The following is a 19,498-nucleotide window of genomic DNA, read 5'->3' on the forward strand; positions in this document are numbered from 1 at the left end:
ATTATCTAAGCAAGGAGATATTTCCTTTAATCAAAGACTCTTGTCCATCATAGCAAACAGCTGTAAGATGATAAACATACACATCCGGATCTAAGGGTTTGCCTTTAAATGTCCCATCCCATCCTATAGATTGATCATTTGTTTCAAACACCAATTCTCCCCAACGATCAAAAATTTTAAGATTCACTTCCTCCAAATATTGTCCTCTCACAAAAACTTTGTCATTTTCTCCATCACCATTAGGCGTAAAAGCAGAAGGAATAAAAATGTAAATATCCCCACAAATAAATTCCAAGACCGTTATTAGAACTTGTGTTTTTTGCTCACATCCATCTCCTAAAATTGTTACTTCATATAAGAAATCATCATCCAAACCAGAAGATGTAACAGACTGTCCTGTTGTAGGGTTTAACCCTATTGTCGGATACCATATATATTGATATCCCGGAACATTTGGAAAGGCTTCTAAAATAGTTGTTCCTCCTTCAGGAATAGAATCAGGAGTTGCAGTAGCGTAAACCGAATTTGGATCAATCCAGTTAACATTTACCCAAACCGAATCAACAAATACACATCCTGATCCAGTAACACCTGTAACATAATAATACATAGACCCTGGTGGTGAAACTAAAACTGTAGAGTCACCTGTTTGAATAATACCAGTAGATGGTGACCAGCTAAAAGTCATTGTTTCTGATGGAATAAGGTTATGAGCCATCAACATAGTAGTATCTCCTAAACATAAGGTATCTCCACCGGAGACATCCATTGCTCCATCTGCCATAATTATAGTAACTGAATCAATTTTATTACACAATGCCCAGCCATTAGAAGCTTCTACATAATATGTGGTAGTAACTACCGGATTTACTGTAATTGAAGAATCCAACCCTCCGCCATTTATTTGGTTTGTCAGATTTGGATCATCATACCAATTAAAAGTAGTTCCTGTTCCGAACGAATTTGCCCAAATATTAACAGCTGAAGTATTACATAAAGCGGTATCCGGTGAAACCTCAAGCGCTAATGAATCATACACATTGATCACTTTTATTGCTGTATCCTGAAGATTACAAATTGTATCGGTAATAGATAAAATAATTTCGTACTGTCCTGGTGACTCAAACATTATTTGCGGATTTACTCCACCTTGCACCACAATTGCTTCAGTAGGAAAAGTCCAAACAGAATTAATTGTATCATTACTTTCATTGTCAAGAATAAAAGTAAAAGGCGCACATCCTTCAAGGTCTGATATTTGAAATTCGGCATCAGGCACAATTTCAAAATCATACTTAAATACCAGATTATTACAATTAGAACTCAGATTTTGTGAAGACCATGCCCCAGGTGTAGTAGGAAAATCACTATTTCCTCCACATCCTCCACATACAGATTGATAAACTACTCCAAACTTATCAAATCGTGAAGTCCCTCCATCCACATGTTCATGGGCTTGAGCTCCTCCCATATAACTTCCGTATAACATGCTTTGGGCATCTCTTTCTAAAACAAAAAGGTAAAAATCAAATCCGTCAGGTGGTGTTTGTTGATATGCATCCACAGTAGTTGGCATCCCGCTCAATGGTACTGATTGTAAAATATTAGCTCCCCATCCTGAAACGTATACATTTCCGCAAACATCTACTAAAAATGCTGATGGTGAAATATTAGGAATACCGTTACCATTTCCGAAAACTGTTGAATACTCAATTGCACTTAAGTCTGGCAGCAACTTCATAATAAACTGACCGCTATTTGGATTTGAATATGGGGCATTTATAACAGGCATACTTCCTTCAGATTGCCCTACCAAATAAACGTTATCCCAACGATCAATTTCAACAAAAATAGCCTGATCATAAACTGAAGTTCCTATGTAAGTTGTTTGTGTTAAAGTAGAACCATCAGGAGTTAATTTAAAAACATACCCATCTGTTTCCCCTCCTTGATAAGTTGGATTCAAAGCACCTGTTGTATTGGGCAGATCATTTGAACTTGTTCCACCGGCAACTAAAATGTTGAAAGAAGAGTCAATTTTCACTGAGTAACAAGCGTCATTTTGAGTACCACCAAAATAGCTCGACCATAAGAGAGTTGAAAAGTCTTCAGAAACTTTAAAAACCACACCATCTTGTTGTCCAGCATTTGCAGCTTGAAAAGGAGAAGCTGTAGGAAAATCTGTTGATCTGGTACTAGACGCTATCAAAATATTATTGGCAGAATCCAACATGATTTCTCCTCTAAATTGATCACCATAGTTAGAAGTTAAAGAATCATAAGATGCAACACTATTATAGGTACCTCCATTAATTCTATAATTAACCCCATCATTAGATGAACCTCCTATATAAGTAGAGCCTAATAAACTGGTTCCATTCTCACTTAATTTAGCAATGTAAATATCAGTACCCTGAGCAGAGTAATATACTCCGTTGTAATAATAATTTGAATTCGGAATCCCACCGGCGTGAGAAGTTTGGAATCCTCCCTGAATAGGAAAATCTGTACTAGATGTAGCTCCGTATAAATAAATATTATTTAAAGTGTCGCAAATTAAACTATGTACCGTTTCAGTTCCCTGAACATCATTTCCTCCTCCTAGGAAAGAGGTCCACAACATGGATGTACCATCAGCAGAATATTTTGATATAAACACGTCTGTGATTCCATAATTTGCACTACTTGGCCCGGTAAAATTTGAATTAATATCATAAGCCGGAGCAGGTGTAGGATATGCATTTCCATAAACTGTACCTCCAGAATAAGCTTTGCCATCATAAGCGTATGTCGCTGTCATACCAAAATTATCAGTAACTGACCCACTATAAGTTGCAAAAATGAGCAATGGATCTATCACTAATTCAAGTGATTTATCATAAGCACCAACATTATAGCTTATCTCTCCCTCTTTAGTCAATTGAAAGCTGCAATCTACATTCAGTACTTTTCCATTTTTAATTTGATAGACATAAGGTTTCTGTTCAATAATTTTACCCAGGGTGGTTTCTATTTCAATATTCCCATCCTTTGTCAGTTTAATTTTGTCTTGACCGTGATAGTGGATTTTAATTTGGTTTGGATTTGCGTTAGGCGCTACAATAAATTCATATTTCAAATCCTGTTGCTTTTCGTAAAATCTTAGATTAATCCCTTGATACAAATCATTATATACGATTTCATTGTAAGCATGTAAGTTACTCGCCCAACGGCTTTTATCTTGTCCTATGTAATAATTATAATACTCTTTTGTAGGATGATAATTATCAAAAGTTGTTACATCATTTGCTCCAACAAATTCAGCAAAAACTAAATACTGCGGAATAGTTTCCTTTTGTTCTTTATGCTCTTTTGTAAGGTGTTGGACATGCGCTTGTGAATGATCTCTAAACTGATATAAAACACCACCGTTCTCTAACCAGATTTTCCCTCCAAATATATCCGCTCTGTACTTTACATGATCCGGCCATTGACCACCATTAGGTATAAACTTATATACTCCGGGATCATGATCAACATCTTGTCCAAATGAAATAACAGACAAGGTTGTAAACAAAAAAAGTAGATATGATTTAATTTTAAGCATCACTGCAAGATAAGAATTATATATTATTTGAATCAACTAAAGCATAGACGAAATAGCTTGCTGAATAGTTGACTTTCATAGTATTTAAGGTAGCATTCCTATACTGAGATTAACATTTGTTTTATAACTGTTATTTCTTAATTAAAAATAGTTACTTTTACCACCTATTACAGGAAAAATAAATTCGTACCATGTCAGAAAAATATGCAGCTCAGATTAATGAGTTCATGGAAAAGGTAAAAGCAAAAAACGGTCATGAAACTGAATTTTTGCAAGCAGTTACGGAGGTAGCAGAAGCCATCATTCCGTTTATAGAAGAAAATCCAAAATATCAAGGAATCAACCTTTTAGAAAGAATGGTTGAACCTGAGCGTGTAATCATGTTCAGAGTACCTTGGTTGGATGACAAAGGAAACACGCAAGTAAACAGAGGTTACAGAATTGAGTTCAATTCAGCTATCGGACCTTATAAAGGTGGTTTGCGTTTTCACCCATCTGTAAACCTTTCAATTCTTAAGTTTTTAGGATTTGAACAAGTGTTTAAAAACTCATTGACAACACTTCCTATGGGAGGTGGTAAAGGTGGATCTGATTTTGATCCAAAAGGAAAATCGGATAATGAAGTAATGAGATTCTGTCAGTCTTTTATGACTGAATTGTCAAGACATATTGGACCTGACACAGATGTACCTGCAGGAGATATTGGAGTTGGAGGAAGAGAAATTGGATACATGTTTGGTCAGTACAAAAGATTGAGAAATGAATTTACCGGAGTTCTTACTGGAAAAGGTATTAACTGGGGTGGTTCATTAATCAGACCTGAAGCAACCGGTTATGGTACAGTATACTTTGCTGAAGAGATGTTCAAAACTAAAAATGACTCTATTCACGGAAAAGTATGTGCGGTTTCTGGTTCAGGAAACGTTGCTCAATTTGCTATTCAAAAAATTCTTCAATTAGGAGGTAAAGTTGTTACTGCATCTGATTCTTCAGGATATGTATATGCTGAAGACGGTATTCATTCAGAGCACTTAGATTTCTTAATGGAATTGAAGAATGTAAGAAGAGGTAGAATCAAAGAAATGGCCGACAAATTTGACGGAATCCAATTCTTTGAAGGTGAAAGAGTATGGAATGCTCCATGCAATATCCAAGTAGCCTTGCCTTGTGCAACACAAAATGAATTAGATGGAAAAGATGCTGAAACTTTAGCCGGAAAAGGATTGATCCTAGTTGCTGAAGGAGCTAATATGCCATCTACACCAGAGGCTATTGAAGTATTTTTAGAGAAGAAAATTGCTTTCTCACCTGGAAAAGCTTCAAATGCTGGAGGAGTTGCTACTTCAGGACTTGAAATGTCTCAAAACTCATTGAGATTATCTTGGACAAGAGAAGAAGTAGACGAAAGACTTCACAACATCATGAAATCTATTCATGCTGCTTGTGTAAAATATGGTACAGAAGGTGATTACGTTAACTATGTAAAAGGAGCAAACATTGCTGGATTTGTTAAAGTAGCAGATGCAATGATTGACCAAGGAGTAGTATAATCACTACCAAATAGGTAATTCAACTTACCGAATAATAACTTTAAAAGGCGATTCTTTGATTAGAGTCGCCTTTTTTGTATCCTGTAGATTACTAATCAGTCTTTTAAGTGGGATTTTACAGGACCATATTGAGTTTACTACTTTTATTTGTGCTAAATCATGCACAAGCACAAACTACTTTTGCAACTGAAACATTTGGAACAGGTGCAGCTAAAGGTACGCTTGCTAATGGTTTTAATGCCGACTTAGGAACTTGGACTGTTCAAAACACAGGAACTAATGGTTCTGACGCCAATAATTGGTATGTCAGTGGTGAAGAATGTGGAAATGCGGCCGGAACTTGTGGCTCAGCTTGCCCCGGAGGAGACAATTCCCTTCATGTTTCTGCCATTGGAGGTTTATGTGGAACACCTGATTGTGGAGCGGCTTACAATGAAACATCTGCACTCAATCAAACCAATCAACGAGCCATTTCACCAGTTATTGATTGCTCATCTTATAGCACAATTACACTCAATTTTAATTACATAGCCGCACAAGGAGATGATGGTTTTTGGGTAGAATACAGTACAGATGCGGGAAGCACCTGGAGCACCTTTACAGGAGGAAATGTTGCTGCAACCCAATGTTGTTCTTGCCTTGATGCATTTTATTGTAGTTTTCTTGGATTGTGTTGTCCTCCGCAAACAACTCAATCTTGCGCAGGTGGCGGACAGGGATTTTGGACTGCAGTGAGTTTAAGTTTTCCTGCAACAGCTGATGGAAATCCAAATGTTAGATTCGCTTTTCATTGGTCAAATGATGGAAATGGATTTGGATCAGACCCATCAGTGGCTATTGATGATATTACTTTGACTTATGATGGAGTTGTATTATCAGTGAAAATGAAAGATTTTTCATGTGAATCAGAAGGAAATATAAATTACCTCCATTGGACAACTTTATCAGAAAGTTCTTCAAGCCATTTTGAAATTGAGCATTCTTTAGATGGATATCAATTCAGAAAAGTTGGAGCGGTAAATGCTGCAGGCAATTCATCTTCCGCTAAAGACTATAATTTCGTTCACACCGTAGATCAACATCAAAACATCTATCGAATAAAATCGGTTGATACGGACGGTTCATTCCAATACTCTAAAACCATAACAGTATTCAATGATGTAAGCAAAGCAACAATATCTCATGCAAATGGCCAATTTCAAATCAAAAATCTAGAAAATGAAAACGGAATAATTACTGTTTATAACCTGAGCGGTCAAGAAGTGATTTCACCCATTAGTTTCTCATTTGCTGACAATCAAGTAAAACTTCCTATTAACAACTTAAAAGCCGGTATTTATTTTGTGAAAGTGAATTCCAATATTGGAAGTAAGAAATTTAAGATTGTTCTTCAATAATTTTATTAAGAATCTTCTCAGTTGCTCCCTGATTTTCTTTCATAAAACTCAACACTTTGCCATTGATTTCTTTAAGGCTTTTTACTTTTTGAAATGTGTTTTCAAAACTTGCGGCATCATCCACGGAGAAACCTATACCTGCTTCAATAAAAGAAAAAGCTTCAGGAAATTTTTCGAACTTATTTCCAAAAATAACAGGCAATCCAAATGATGCAGGCTCCAATATATTATGCAAACCGGTTTTAAAAGCCCCTCCCACATAGGCTATTGAACCATATTGATATAAATTCATCAACATACCAATATTGTCAATAATCAACAACTGAGGGCTACCCTGAAAATCATCTTTTACGAATTGAGAATATCTTACACTGTCCAGCTTAATTTCACTTTCTATTTTTCTAATAAATGAATCAGAGATTTCATGAGGAGCAATGATCACTTTTTGGTCAGTCAGATTTGATAAACTAGATTTTACCACATCTAAATCTTCTGACCAAATAGAACCCAGTATAAAAACTTCATTTCCAAAATATTTTTCAATTTTTGGATACTGCTGAACCTTGCTAGCATTTTGCATTACCCTATCATACCTTGTATCTCCACAAACTGTTGAATCAATTTGAATACTGGAAAGCAGTTTTTGTGAGTGTTCATTTTGCACGAAAATATGATTGAAAGCACCTAAAACTTTTCTCATATAACCACCATACCATGTAAAAAATGATTGGTTTTTTCTAAACAAAGCTGCAACAGAATAAACTGGAATCCCTTCTTGCTTGCAAGTTAAAATGTAATTAGCCCAGAATTCATACTTGATAAAAAACACAAATTTAGGCTGTACACATTTTATAAATCTCCTTGCATTTTTACTGGAATCTTTAGGCAAATAGACCACTAAATCAGCACCTTCATAGTTCTTTCTAATCTCATATCCAGAAGGAGAAAAAAATGTGACTACAATTTGGCAATTTTGATTTTGCTTGATGGCCTCCATAAGTGGCCTACCTTGTTCAAACTCTCCTAAACTGGCACAATGAAACCAATATACCATTTGAGAAGGATTGAATTTTTCTAATTTTTCCCAAACATCTTTTCTACCCTTCACCCATTTTTTCGCTTTCGGACTCCATAAGGATGCCAAGCGAACGGCAAAAGTGTACATATTTACACCGAGATTATAGAAAAGTTTCATTCTGCTAATCTACATAATACTGTTTAGCTGAGCGCTTATAAATTGGAATTAACCATCCAACTTTAATACCGTAGAAATAATCTTGTTTAATACCCGGATCCGGTCCACCAAGATCAAAGTTATAAAGGCGTTGATTCTGTGTAAAACCCTGAATAAATTCAAAACCGGCATAAAAATTCAAGAAACGCCTGTCCGCCTGAAACAAATAACCTATAAATTCTCGTGCCTCAAACCCCATATGCAAACGGTCATAACCTTTTCTGTATTCGCCTTCTAATTGAGGGACATCATCATACAAACTCTCGATTCTAATTTTATGCATCAAAAATCCACCTCCCAATTGAATCCATAATCCGGAATTTGGATTATTCCCCAGTTTACTCCAAACAAATCCAACATTGGCATTTGCTGTCATCCCTCTCATTAAGAATAAAATTTGAGCAGGTGAGCCACCCATACTGGTAATTTGACCAAAATCGTTCACAATACCTGCAAAAATTGTCGTGTCTCTGAATTGATTTCCGAAAATAAATCCAGAGTTAATACCAACCGTTAAATTGTTCTTGAACTTATAATCCACACTCAAACCGATTTCGTGATTGAATCCCCACAAATCTCCTACATCTCCATCAGTCAAATTAAACTTGTAATTAAGTGCACTTACAAATGTGCTGATACTAGAATCTCTTAAATTACGTTGACCAAATACAACAGAACCAGATAATAGAAAAATTAAAACTACAATTCGCATAAGTACAAAATTAGTAAATGATAACAGAAACTAGCCTCCACACACTAGATAATTGGTTATATTTGCACATTCATTTTACTACTTTAAGAAGTTAAAAATCATGAAGCAAATTCAAATGGTCGACTTGAAAACTCAATATGAGGAAATCAAATCAGAAGTCGACCGAGCTGTGATAGATGTAATCGCCTCATCTGCTTTTGTAAACGGACCAGATGTTAAAGCTTTTCAATCTGAATTAGAATCTTACCTAGATGTTAAACACGTAATTCCTTGTGCCAACGGAACTGATGCTTTGCAAATTGCACTAATGGCACTTGATTTAAAGCCTGGAGATGAAGTCATCACTTCGGACTTTACTTTTGCGGCTACTGTAGAGGTTGTTGGTTTACTTCAACTAAAACATGTTTTAGTAGATGTTGATCCAGATACTTTTAATATTTCTCTTGAAGCAATTGAAGCTGCGATTACTCCAAAAACTAGGGTGATAATTCCTGTTCATTTGTTTGGTCAAGCCGCTAATATGGAAGAAATATTAGCACTTGCCAATAAACACAATATCCATGTGGTAGAAGACAATGCTCAAGCTATTGGTGGAAGTTATACTTTCAGCAATGGTGTCACCAAGAAAAATGGAACAATGGGTGTTATTGGAACAACATCATTTTTCCCATCTAAAAATTTAGGATGTTATGGTGATGGAGGTGCAATCTTCACCAATAATGATGAAATAGCGGTTAAAATTAGATCTATTGTCAATCATGGAATGGGTGAAAGATATCACTATGAGCGTTTAGGTGTCAATTCCAGATTGGATTCAATTCAAGCTGCTGTGTTGAGAATAAAATTGAGAAAGCTAGATGAATACATTGCAAAAAGACAAGCTGCCGCTCAACACTACAATGAATTTTTTAGTCAAATTGATGGTGTAACTACGCCTGCTTTAAATCCAAAAGCTGATCACGTATTCCATCAGTACACTCTTAAAATTGAAGGTTTAGATCAATTTAAACTTCAAAACTACCTTAATGAACAAGGTATTCCGGCAATGATCTATTACCCTATTCCTTTACATTCACAAGAAGCTTATGAAGCTGACAGGTACAATGATGAGGATTTTGCTGTTACAAATAGCCTTTGTAAACAAGTGATTTCCTTGCCAATGCATACCGAATTAGATAAAGAACAATTAGATTACATTTGTGATCACCTTAAAAAATATCTTTCACAAAATTAATAGATGAAAAAAATTGCAGTAATAGGATCAGGTTATGTTGGATTGGTAACGGGAACATGTTTTGCCGAAACTGGTAACAATGTAATCTGCGTAGACATTGATGAGAAAAAAGTTGATAAAATGAGAAATGGTGAGGTACCAATTTACGAACCTCATCTTGACGTTATTTTTGAAAGAAATATTAAACAAAATAGATTGTCTTTTACCACGGATTTAAAATCTGCGGTTGATGCTTCTGAAATAATTTTCTTAGCGTTACCAACACCTCCGGGAGAAGATGGATCTGCTGACTTAAGCTATGTACTTGGAGTGGCAGAAGAACTAGGAAAGATTATTACTGAATACAAAGTAATTGTAGATAAATCAACTGTTCCTGTAGGAACTGCAGAAAAAGTTCATGCCGCAGTTGCAAAAAATGCTCAATGTGACTTTGACATAGTTTCAAATCCTGAATTTTTGAGAGAAGGGTTTGCGGTTGATGATTTTTTAAAACCAGACAGAGTAGTTATTGGTAGTAGTTCTGAAAGAGCTAGAAAAATCATGAAAGAATTATACAAGCCATTCGTAAGACAAGGAAATCCTATCATTTTTATGGATGAAAAATCAGCTGAACTAACTAAATATGCTGCCAATTCATTCCTTGCTACTAAGATTACATTCATGAATGAAATTGCCAATTTTTGTGAGAAGGTTGGAGCCAATGTAGATGATGTAAGAATTGGAATGGGTTCAGATTCTAGAATCGGAAAGAGATTTTTATTCCCTGGAATTGGATTCGGAGGAAGTTGTTTCCCTAAAGATGTTCAAGCGCTTGTTCGTTCAGGTAAAGAAGTGAATTATAAATTCAATATTATTGATGCCGTTTTAAGTGTAAATGATCAACAAAAGTTGAAACTAATAGATAAAATCCGCAACCATTATGGTGATTTGAATGGTTTACACTTTGGTTTATGGGGACTAGCTTTTAAACCAGATACGGATGATATCAGAGAAGCACCAGCTCTTTACATGATTGAAGAGTTACTTCAAGCTGGAGCAAAAATTACAGCTTACGATCCGGAAGCAATGGAAAATGTAAAACAACAGTTTGGAGACAAAATTGAGTTTTCATCAAGTGCTTACGAAGCTTTAAAAGACAAAGATGCATTGTTGATTGCCACAGAATGGGGTGCTTTTAGAAATCCTGATTTTGACAAAATCAAGGAACAATTAAAGTCACCAAAAATATTTGATGGTAGAAATCTATTTGATCTGGAAGAAATGGAAGGAAAAGGTTTTTACTACGAAAGTATTGGAAGACAAACCATCACAGGATAAATGGACAAGAGAAAGAAGATACTTATAACCGGAGCAGCAGGATTCCTGGGATCTCACTTATGTGACAGATTTATTAAAGAAGGATTCCATGTCATTGCTATGGATAATCTAATTACCGGTAGACTTAAAAATATAGAGCATCTTTTTCCGCTTGAAAATTTTGAGTTCTATCACCATGATGTAAGTAAATTCATCCACATTCCTGGACATTTAGATTACATTCTACACTTTGCTTCGCCTGCAAGTCCGATTGATTATTTGAAAATTCCGATTCAAACCTTAAAAGTAGGTTCTTTAGGAATTCACAATTGTTTAGGATTGGCCAAAGCAAAGAATGCTACATTGATGATTGCATCAACTTCGGAAGTTTATGGTGATCCCGAAGTACATCCTCAAACAGAAGATTATTGGGGTCATGTTAATCCAATTGGGCCAAGAGGAGTATATGACGAAGCCAAGAGATTTCAGGAGGCAATGACAATGGCTTATCATACATATCATAATGTAGATACTAGAATCGTTAGAATATTTAATACCTACGGTCCAAGAATGAGATTAAATGACGGTAGAGTTTTACCTGCATTTATTGGACAGGCCTTAAGAGGAGAAGATTTAACCGTATTTGGTGATGGTTCACAAACCAGATCATTCTGTTATGTGGACGATTTGGTTGAAGGAATTTACAGACTGTTAATGTCTGATTACAATTACCCTGTTAATATTGGAAACCCGGATGAAATAAGCATTAAAGATTTTGCAGAGGAGATTATTCAGTTAACAGGAACTTCTCAAAAAATAATTTACAAAGATTTACCTGTAAATGATCCAAAGCAAAGACAACCTGACATCACTAGAGCAAAAGAAATTTTGGGTTGGGAACCAAAGGTTGGACGTAAAGAAGGTTTAGAAAAAACTTATGCCTACTTTAAAAGTCTTTCACCTGAAGAATTAAACGAGAAAGATCACTATAATTTTGACAAGTACATTGTAAAGTAATGAGCGCGTATTTTGCACATGAGACGGCTATTATTGATGAAGGATGTGAAATAGGATCCGGAACAAAAATCTGGCATTTTAGTCATATTATGCCAAACTGCCATATAGGTCAAAATTGTAACATTGGTCAAAATGTTGTTGTAAGCCCTGAAGTAGTTTTAGGAAACAATGTTAAGGTTCAAAATAATGTATCTATATACACCGGTGTAATATGTGAAAATGATGTTTTTTTAGGACCTTCAATGGTTTTCACGAATGTCATAAACCCTCGCTCAGCAGTTTCCAGAAAAGATGAATATAAACAAACGCTGGTAGGTGAAGGGGCTTCCATTGGAGCCAACGCTACAATAGTTTGCGGAAACCCTATTGGAAAATTTGCGTTTATTGGTGCAGGTGCTGTAATTACTAAGGAAGTTAAACCATATGAACTTTGGGTTGGAAATCCCGCTAAAAGAATTGGTTGGATGAGTGAGTTTGGTCAGAGATTAAATTTTGACGCAAATGGTGAAGCGAAATGCACTGAATCAGATGAGAAGTATATTTTAGCAGATGATAATGTAATAAAAGTGCAATGAGTGAAGAAAAAAAAATCAAATTCGCTGTTTTAGGTTGTGGACATATTGGAAAACGACATGCAACCATGATTACTCTTAACCCAGAATCAGAATTGGTTGCTTTAGTAGATGTTGCTCCGAAAGAAAACCTTGGACTTGGAGAATTTCAAGATATTCCATTTTTTAAAAGTGAAGATGATCTGTTAATTTCAGGTATTGAATTTGACGTTTTAAGCATCTGCACTCCAAATGGCCTTCATTCTGATCAAGCAAACAAAGCACTAGACGCGGGTTATCATGTCGTGTGCGAAAAACCTATGGGCTTATCAAAAGACAAATGTGAAGGAGTAATATTTAAAGCACTACAAAACTCCAAACAAGTTTTTTGTGTAATGCAAAACAGATACTCCCCTCCTTCTGTATGGCTTAAAGATATAGTGGAAAGGAAATTAATGGGTGATATTTACATGGTTCAAATAAATTGCTATTGGAACAGAGACGAGCGCTACTATACAGGTAAAACATGGAAAGGAACTCAGGATTTGGACGGTGGAACCCTGTTTACTCAATTTTCACATTTTATTGACATCATGTATTGGCTATTTGGTGACATTAAAAATATTCAGGGGAAATTTGCAGATTTTAATCACAAAAACCTTACAGATTTTGAGGATTCAGGCTTTGTGAATTTTGAGTTTGTTAATGGCGGAATGGGCAGTATCAACTATTCAACTGCCATTTGGAACTCAAACTTAGAAAGTTCCATAACAATTGTTGGTGAAAAAGGAAGCGTGAAGGTTGGTGGTCAGTATATGAACGAAATTGAAGTTTGTAACATTGAAAATTATGAACTTCCTGAATTACCACCGTCTAATCCACCAAACGATTATGGCGCGTACAAAGGCTCTGCCGCTAACCATCATTATATAATTGAAAACGTGGTTGATTCATTAAAAAATAGAACCACTGCAACTACCAATGCTTTGGAAGGACTAAAAGTTGTTGAAATTATTGAGAGAATATACAAAGTAAGAGATACTTATTTGAAAAGAAACTAGTTACTATGAAAAACATCTACGAACAATTATTGAATAAAGAAGCAAAACTAGCGGTCATTGGTTTAGGTTATGTTGGTTTACCTATCGCATTAGAATTTGCAAGAAAAATTAAAGTGATAGGTTTTGACATCAATGCTAAACGTGTTGAAATGATGCGTAACAACATTGATCCAAGTGACGAATTAGAGGCTTCTGATTTCGAAGGATGTGACATACATTTTACACATAAAATTGACGAATTGGCTGAAGCAACATTTTTTATTGTTGCTGTACCAACTCCAATTGACAGTAGTAAGGAGCCAGATTTAACCCCATTATTAGGCGCAAGTTCAACTGTAGGACAAGTACTCAAAAAAGGTGATTATGTAGTTTATGAATCAACTGTTTACCCTGGTTGTACAGAAGAAGATTGCATTCCGGTTTTAGAAGCAGAATCTGGCTTAAAATTCATGGAGGATTTCAAAGTTGGATATTCACCGGAAAGAATTAATCCAGGAGATAAAGTAAATACCTTAGCTACAATCGTAAAAGTTTCTTCTGGTTGTGATCCTGAATCTGCAGAACACATTGCAAAAACATATGAATTAGTAGTTGAAGCAGGAGTTCATAGAGCACCGTCAATTAAGGTCGCAGAAGCTGCTAAAATTATTGAAAACACGCAAAGAGATGTAAATATCGCTTTGATAAATGAACTTTCTATCATCTTTAATCGACTTGGCATTAATACCTATGATGTATTAGAGGCGGCAGGAACTAAATGGAACTTTTTACCATTCCGTCCAGGTTTGGTAGGTGGACACTGCATTGGAGTTGACCCCTATTATTTAACACATAAGGCTAAGCAATTAGGTTACCATGCTAAAATCATCAATTCAGGAAGATATGTAAATGACTCAATGGGATTTTATGTTGCCAAACAAACTGTAAAAATGATGATTGGTCATGGAAAAAACCCAATGGAAGCTAGAGTTTTAATCATGGGAGCAACTTTTAAAGAAGACGTTTCTGATATTAGAAATTCTAAAATTGTTGATGTAGTGAATGAATTACAATCATTTGCTTGTAAAGTTGATGTAATAGACCCACATGCTGATGCAACAGAACTTTTTGAAGAGTATGGATTTGAATTAACGGCAAATCCAACTAATGATTATGATGCAATAATTGTTGCGGTAAATCATAAAGAGTATGCCAATAAAACTGAAGCTGAATTTAGAAGCATGATGGCTGATGACAAAGGACTAATTGTCGATATTAAAGGGATATACAAAGGTAAAATAGCCAATATTGATTATTGGTCATTATAAACTCACTTTAAAATGTCAAATAGAAATATTTTAATAACCGGTGGAGCAGGATTTATAGGTTCTCATGTCGTTAGATTATTTGTGAATAAATACAAAGACGACAGAATCATTAACCTTGATAAACTTACTTATGCCGGGAATCTTAAAAATTTGACTGACATTGAGAATGAACCTAACTATAAGTTTGTCAAAGGAGATATTCAAGACAAAGCTTTTTTAGCAGATGTTTTTGAAAAGGAACAAATTACAGATGTAATTCATTTAGCAGCAGAATCTCATGTTGATAGATCAATTTCAGGTCCAATGGAATTTATCATCACCAATATTGTGGGAACAGCCAATTTGTTGGAAGTAGCCAGATCAAAATGGACGGATGACAATCATGTATTTTATCATATTTCTACAGATGAAGTGTACGGTTCATTAGGTGAAGAAGGATTTTTCACTGAAGAGACATCATACGATCCAAGAAGCCCTTATTCAGCTTCAAAAGCAAGCTCAGACCATTTGGTGAGAGCATATTTTCACACTTACAAATTACCAGTTAAATTGTCCAATTGTTCAAACAATTATGGTTCACATCAATTTCCTGAGAAACTAATCCCTTTGATGATTAACAACATCAAAAACAACAAACCCTTACCAATTTATGGTACTGGTGAAAATGTAAGAGATTGGTTGTGGGTTGAAGATCATGCAAGAGCTATTGATGTAATTTTTCACAAAGGAGAGATTGGAGAAACATACAACATTGGTGGATGGAATGAATGGACCAACATTGACTTGGTTAATAAGCTTTGTGAAATTATGGATGAAAAATTAGGTAGAGCATCAGGGACATCTGCTCAACTTATTACTTATGTAAAAGACAGAGCCGGACACGATATGCGATACGCCATAGATGCCACTAAAATAAAGAATGAATTGGGTTGGGTGCCTTCATTAGAATTTGAAGAAGGATTAGACAAAACAGTTGATTGGTATCTTGACAATGAAGAATGGATCAACAATGTGACTTCAGGAGATTACCAAAAGTATTATTCTGAACACTACTCATAAGACTTATCCATTTGAACAAGCCTTTCAAGTCTATCTTTTTTCTTTACTCCAATATTTTGTTTACCTGCTATAATTAGCACTACAGACATTTTAGGACGCTTCTTGCACAAAAGTGACGTTTCATCCATTTTTACCGCGATCCCTATTCTTGAGAATTCTCTGGAATATAGTTCGTTCATAACTCGGCTTCGTTCAATTCGATTAAAAAACTCGTCTACCATTTGTAGTTCAGTTTTAGCATAAATTGGCAAAGGCTCTTCATAATCATCATGTTCTGGATCTTTTACTTTTGGATATTCACCTTCATATAACTGTAAAGGATTATCCTCATTCTTACGATCAAAATAATACTTGTGGCCTGGACTAAAATCAAGTAAATCTACTTGAAAGGCATATGAATAAAACCTCCTATACTTTACTTCTTGCAATTTCAAAGCATAATTAATAATCCTTTGTTCTTTATTCCATTGATGTCTTTTTTTAAACTTAGAAGAGCTATAATTTAAGACAGCCGAATTGCAAATTTTGTTCAGTAATGTGTCTTGTTCAAAATCAGTAATCAACTTCTTATTCAATTTGTCTTTAAAAGAACTCAATATAAATCCGGATATTTCCTCCCTATCTAAATGGAATAGGTCCAACCTTTGATTCGTTCCATCTAACAACTTATACTCAATTCCTTCAGACTGATTAAGATGAACTAAAAAGTTGCGATACTGTGGAAAAGCTACAACAGATAACAAAAGTGATATGTAGACTAAACTAAATCTCATTCTTCACTCGTAAATATTTCTCTTAAATTATCGTCTTCTGTTTGAGGATCTAGCATTTGAACCTCCATTCTACCCTCACGTATTTTTTGTACCCAAGATTTAAACACACCAATACCAGCTGAGGCAAAAAATACTACAATGATATTTTTTGAATTCTTATCAAAATAAGGTTTGTTTTCCTGATCAGGATCAAAGGTTAGTACTCCATTTTGCGATTTATCAACTAACACAATTTTCTCCACCTCATCATTGATCATTCCGCCGGCTACTGAGCTAAATTCAGAAGCCATCTCTGTTGGAGCTACCATTCTAGTTCTTGCATCACAATTCCACAAACCAAAACCTCTAATTTCTATACTTCTCTTTACACTTCCCAAATCCACAATTCTTGGGTCTGATTGTCTGATTTCAAACACTCTTTTTTGGCGAGCAACTTCTGCAGCTAATGCTCTTTCTTTCATCCCTTTTTTTAATCGCTCTAATTTTGGTTTGATCTTAAAAAAGTTTTTTCTCTTTTCTCTCACATACCTTTTATAACTCAATTGATACCTGTTAAACTTGGATACTATCTCCTTATGAATTGCAGATTGAGAATTAGTTCTTGTTTTAAATAAGACAGGAATATTTACCAATGAATCTTTAAACTTAAAAGTCAGATCCATATTGTCATTTTCATAATCCGGGCTTAATTTAAGCTCAGTTATATAATGAGGACCTTCTTTAGTATACATTCTAGATTTAGATTTTTTAGACTTTAATTTACTGTATTGACCATTGCAATAAGCTCCCAAATTCTCTATAAAATCATGATAATGATCTGCACTGTCTCCATCATATACAAAGCGCATATTTGACATGTATTCATTATGAAAAGTTCTGTTGTAAACCATTAGTTTGTCACCATTATCAATGATCTTACTTTTATCATCCCAAAATGTATATAACTGGGTAAAACCTATTTCAAAATCTTTGAAGCGCTCTCCTTTTTTCACGTACGGAACAAACCTGTCAGCAATATATTCTACCTGAACATTTTGTAAATCACCATAATCAATCAGCATTATTGAATCCAACTTAGATTGATCTAATTGAAATACCTTTTTAACATTATCCGTTGAAGCTGTTGCTTGCCATGAACCTTCCTGATCCATTTGCCAAACTTGCATGTCTTGATTTCCATTTTGAGAGATTAAAGTGGCATTGATAGGCTGATTTGGATTAACTTCCAACTTTTCACCATCATTTGTTTCTGCCTCTAACTTAAACATCCCACCAGAAGACAACATAAAAGGCTCATCATCAAATGAAGTTGTCATAGTTATTCCAGATAAAAATATATCTACAGGATCAAAATACTCTGTATATGACATTTTCACTTCTCCGTCATAAACCTCTCCATTTGAAGTGACAAATGCATTTTCAGGAATGTCAAAAATTGTTTTTCCCATTTTTAAATTTTGGGGAACTCCTGCTTTAATTGTAGCGATTTGCGGCTTTGGTTCTAATCCGGGAATAGGAGGTTTAATTCCTTTAGATTCTTGAATAGGTTCAGAATAAACCAGATTGAGATCAGGTTTGATACTAAGCACATGATCAATACTTTTTTGACTCACATTATTCCCTCTAACATCTACCCATTTAACATTTTCCAATTCTGTAATTTGATCTATTGAACTTAACTCATTTCCTCTTATGTCAATTGAGTCAACATCAATGTTTAAAAAAGACCTCAGGAATAGCGGATCAGTTCTTCTAAATGCAATTTTTTCAAGAGAAGTTGAATTAAGCTCCTCTACCACTTCTAAAGGTTTATTGAAAACACAATTATCAAAAGTAATTCGCTTTAAACGCGAAGATTTTCCACTTGTTGGAAACTCACTGATCATGCTATTTTTAATTACCACTTCAGTACCCATGTAATATTGAAAAGCATCAGGAATCATTGACAAATCTGAAATGATTAATTTATCAATCTTGTCCAGATAGCTTATATTCAGCATTAAACCCTCCGTTTCTAAATCCTTATTTCCAGAAACATCCAAATACTTTAAAGACCACCATTTAGATACCAACCAACTAATACTTCTTAGTTTATTATTAGAAAAGTTAGCCTCTTCCAATTTTGTTAAATGCATCATTTTATATGGCAGCACACTTATGTAATTGTTTGAAGCATTAATTCTCTCCAATTTCTCATGTCTTGCCACACCTTCTGGCAAATAAAACAAAGCACAATTCTCAAGATTAACTTCTCTGAGCTGAAATTTTGCACTATCTAACAATGCATCTAACGATCTGGGACTAATATTTTGATTTTCTGATAAATCAAGAACTTTTAGATTTGCCAGTTTACCAACTTGCCAAGGAATTGTAACAAAACCATTGTTACTCAAATTCAAAACCTGTAAATTTTTACATGCCAGAATCTCATTTGGAAATTCCACTATTCCTTTATTGGATAAATCTATTTCAGTAACACTTACAGAATTACCTTTTATTTGTTCAATTGAAGTTACTTTGATTGCTTTTGAAGTGGACACCAAGCAAACTACAAATAAAGTGAATGCGACTTTTTTCATAATGTACCGATTAGTTCAGTTTTATCTGTTTAGATCAGTTCCGGGGAAATCTCTATTATGTAATGTAAAACATCCTAAAAGGTAACCTTGTTACATATGAAATATTAATTAGTGTTAAACATGAACGGCAAATAAAAGCCAA

At 34.9% G+C, this 19,498-nt stretch carries 14 protein-coding genes; 9 read left to right on the forward strand and 5 right to left on the reverse strand.

Going from position 1 to position 19,498, the window contains the following annotated elements; all coding sequences use genetic code 11:
* Position 1: 1 nt before the first annotated feature.
* Positions 2-3,586: a DUF7948 domain-containing protein gene (locus tag K6119_RS07325; protein WP_221837490.1), complete on the reverse strand. Its 3,585-nt coding sequence runs from the start codon at positions 3,584-3,586 to the stop codon at positions 2-4.
* Positions 3,587-3,777: 191 nt separating this feature from the next.
* Between K6119_RS07325 and gdhA the strand changes: the two genes are divergently transcribed.
* Both gdhA and K6119_RS07335 read left to right on the forward strand, forming a co-directional pair.
* Positions 3,778-5,136 (forward strand): NADP-specific glutamate dehydrogenase, encoded by a 1,359-nt coding sequence (gene gdhA / locus K6119_RS07330; RefSeq protein WP_221837493.1) that lies wholly within the window; start codon positions 3,778-3,780, stop codon positions 5,134-5,136.
* A 107-nt stretch (positions 5,137-5,243) separates the two neighbouring features.
* A complete protein-coding gene (locus K6119_RS07335) occupies positions 5,244-6,533 on the forward strand; it encodes a T9SS type A sorting domain-containing protein (RefSeq protein ID WP_221837495.1) in 1,290 nt (429 codons plus the stop codon).
* Here the strand turns inward: K6119_RS07335 and K6119_RS07340 are convergent.
* Entirely contained in the window at positions 6,514-7,728 is a 1,215-nt protein-coding gene (locus K6119_RS07340; RefSeq protein ID WP_221837498.1) for a 3-deoxy-D-manno-octulosonic acid transferase, read from the reverse strand. The two genes, K6119_RS07335 and K6119_RS07340, sit on opposite strands and share 20 nt — an antisense overlap.
* Positions 7,729-7,732: 4 nt before the next feature.
* Entirely contained in the window at positions 7,733-8,479 is a 747-nt protein-coding gene (locus K6119_RS07345; RefSeq protein WP_221837501.1) for a hypothetical protein, read from the reverse strand.
* 100 nt (positions 8,480-8,579) lie between these two features.
* Between K6119_RS07345 and K6119_RS07350 the strand changes: the two genes are divergently transcribed.
* Genes K6119_RS07350 through rfbB form a run of 7 tightly spaced genes read left to right on the forward strand, consistent with a single transcriptional unit; the run spans position 8,580 to position 16,004 of the window.
* Positions 8,580-9,713 (forward strand): DegT/DnrJ/EryC1/StrS family aminotransferase, encoded by a 1,134-nt coding sequence (locus tag K6119_RS07350; RefSeq protein ID WP_221837504.1) that lies wholly within the window; start codon positions 8,580-8,582, stop codon positions 9,711-9,713.
* Positions 9,714-9,716: 3 nt separating this feature from the next.
* Entirely contained in the window at positions 9,717-11,030 is a 1,314-nt protein-coding gene (locus tag K6119_RS07355) for a UDP-glucose dehydrogenase family protein (protein WP_221837506.1), read from the forward strand.
* The gene (locus K6119_RS07360; protein WP_221837509.1) at positions 11,031-12,026 is read left to right on the forward strand and encodes a UDP-glucuronic acid decarboxylase family protein; all 996 of its coding nucleotides are present in this window, start codon (positions 11,031-11,033) and stop codon (positions 12,024-12,026) included.
* Entirely contained in the window at positions 12,026-12,601 is a 576-nt protein-coding gene (locus K6119_RS07365) for an acyltransferase (RefSeq protein ID WP_221837511.1), read from the forward strand. Before K6119_RS07360 ends, K6119_RS07365 begins: the two co-directional genes overlap by 1 nt.
* Complete coding sequence (locus K6119_RS07370) at positions 12,598-13,638, forward strand: Gfo/Idh/MocA family protein (protein WP_221837512.1); 1,041 nt, start codon at positions 12,598-12,600, stop codon at positions 13,636-13,638. The genes K6119_RS07365 and K6119_RS07370 overlap by 4 nt, the downstream gene beginning before the upstream one ends.
* Positions 13,639-13,643: 5 nt before the next feature.
* Entirely contained in the window at positions 13,644-14,945 is a 1,302-nt protein-coding gene (locus K6119_RS07375; protein ID WP_221837514.1) for a nucleotide sugar dehydrogenase, read from the forward strand.
* A gap of 12 nt (positions 14,946-14,957) precedes the next feature.
* Positions 14,958-16,004, forward strand: coding sequence for a dTDP-glucose 4,6-dehydratase (gene rfbB / locus K6119_RS07380; protein WP_221837516.1), 1,047 nt, complete (start codon positions 14,958-14,960; stop codon positions 16,002-16,004).
* Here the strand turns inward: rfbB and K6119_RS07385 are convergent.
* Positions 15,995-16,777 (reverse strand): hypothetical protein, encoded by a 783-nt coding sequence (locus tag K6119_RS07385; protein WP_221837518.1) that lies wholly within the window; start codon positions 16,775-16,777, stop codon positions 15,995-15,997. The genes rfbB and K6119_RS07385 overlap by 10 nt on opposite strands.
* Positions 16,774-19,356, reverse strand: a complete 2,583-nt coding sequence (locus K6119_RS07390; protein WP_221837521.1) for a leucine-rich repeat domain-containing protein — start codon at positions 19,354-19,356, stop codon at positions 16,774-16,776. The genes K6119_RS07385 and K6119_RS07390 overlap by 4 nt, the downstream gene beginning before the upstream one ends.
* Positions 19,357-19,498 lie beyond the last annotated feature (142 nt).

The organism is Paracrocinitomix mangrovi (assembly GCF_019740355.2).
GTDB classification, from domain to species: domain Bacteria; phylum Bacteroidota; class Bacteroidia; order Flavobacteriales_D; family Crocinitomicaceae; genus Paracrocinitomix; species Paracrocinitomix mangrovi.

Coding starts and splice junctions, on each gene's coding strand:
- K6119_RS07325 (WP_221837490.1), bottom strand. CDS start 3,586: ATGCTTAAAATTAAATCATATCTACTTTTTTTGTTTACAACCTTGTCT.
- gdhA (WP_221837493.1), top strand. CDS start 3,778: ATGTCAGAAAAATATGCAGCTCAGATTAATGAGTTCATGGAAAAGGTA.
- K6119_RS07340 (WP_221837498.1), bottom strand. CDS start 7,728: ATGAAACTTTTCTATAATCTCGGTGTAAATATGTACACTTTTGCCGTT.
- K6119_RS07345 (WP_221837501.1), bottom strand. CDS start 8,479: ATGCGAATTGTAGTTTTAATTTTTCTATTATCTGGTTCTGTTGTATTT.
- K6119_RS07350 (WP_221837504.1), top strand. CDS start 8,580: ATGAAGCAAATTCAAATGGTCGACTTGAAAACTCAATATGAGGAAATC.
- K6119_RS07355 (WP_221837506.1), top strand. CDS start 9,717: ATGAAAAAAATTGCAGTAATAGGATCAGGTTATGTTGGATTGGTAACG.
- K6119_RS07360 (WP_221837509.1), top strand. CDS start 11,031: ATGGACAAGAGAAAGAAGATACTTATAACCGGAGCAGCAGGATTCCTG.
- K6119_RS07365 (WP_221837511.1), top strand. CDS start 12,026: ATGAGCGCGTATTTTGCACATGAGACGGCTATTATTGATGAAGGATGT.
- K6119_RS07370 (WP_221837512.1), top strand. CDS start 12,598: ATGAGTGAAGAAAAAAAAATCAAATTCGCTGTTTTAGGTTGTGGACAT.
- K6119_RS07375 (WP_221837514.1), top strand. CDS start 13,644: ATGAAAAACATCTACGAACAATTATTGAATAAAGAAGCAAAACTAGCG.
- rfbB (WP_221837516.1), top strand. CDS start 14,958: ATGTCAAATAGAAATATTTTAATAACCGGTGGAGCAGGATTTATAGGT.
- K6119_RS07385 (WP_221837518.1), bottom strand. CDS start 16,777: ATGAGATTTAGTTTAGTCTACATATCACTTTTGTTATCTGTTGTAGCT.
- K6119_RS07390 (WP_221837521.1), bottom strand. CDS start 19,356: ATGAAAAAAGTCGCATTCACTTTATTTGTAGTTTGCTTGGTGTCCACT.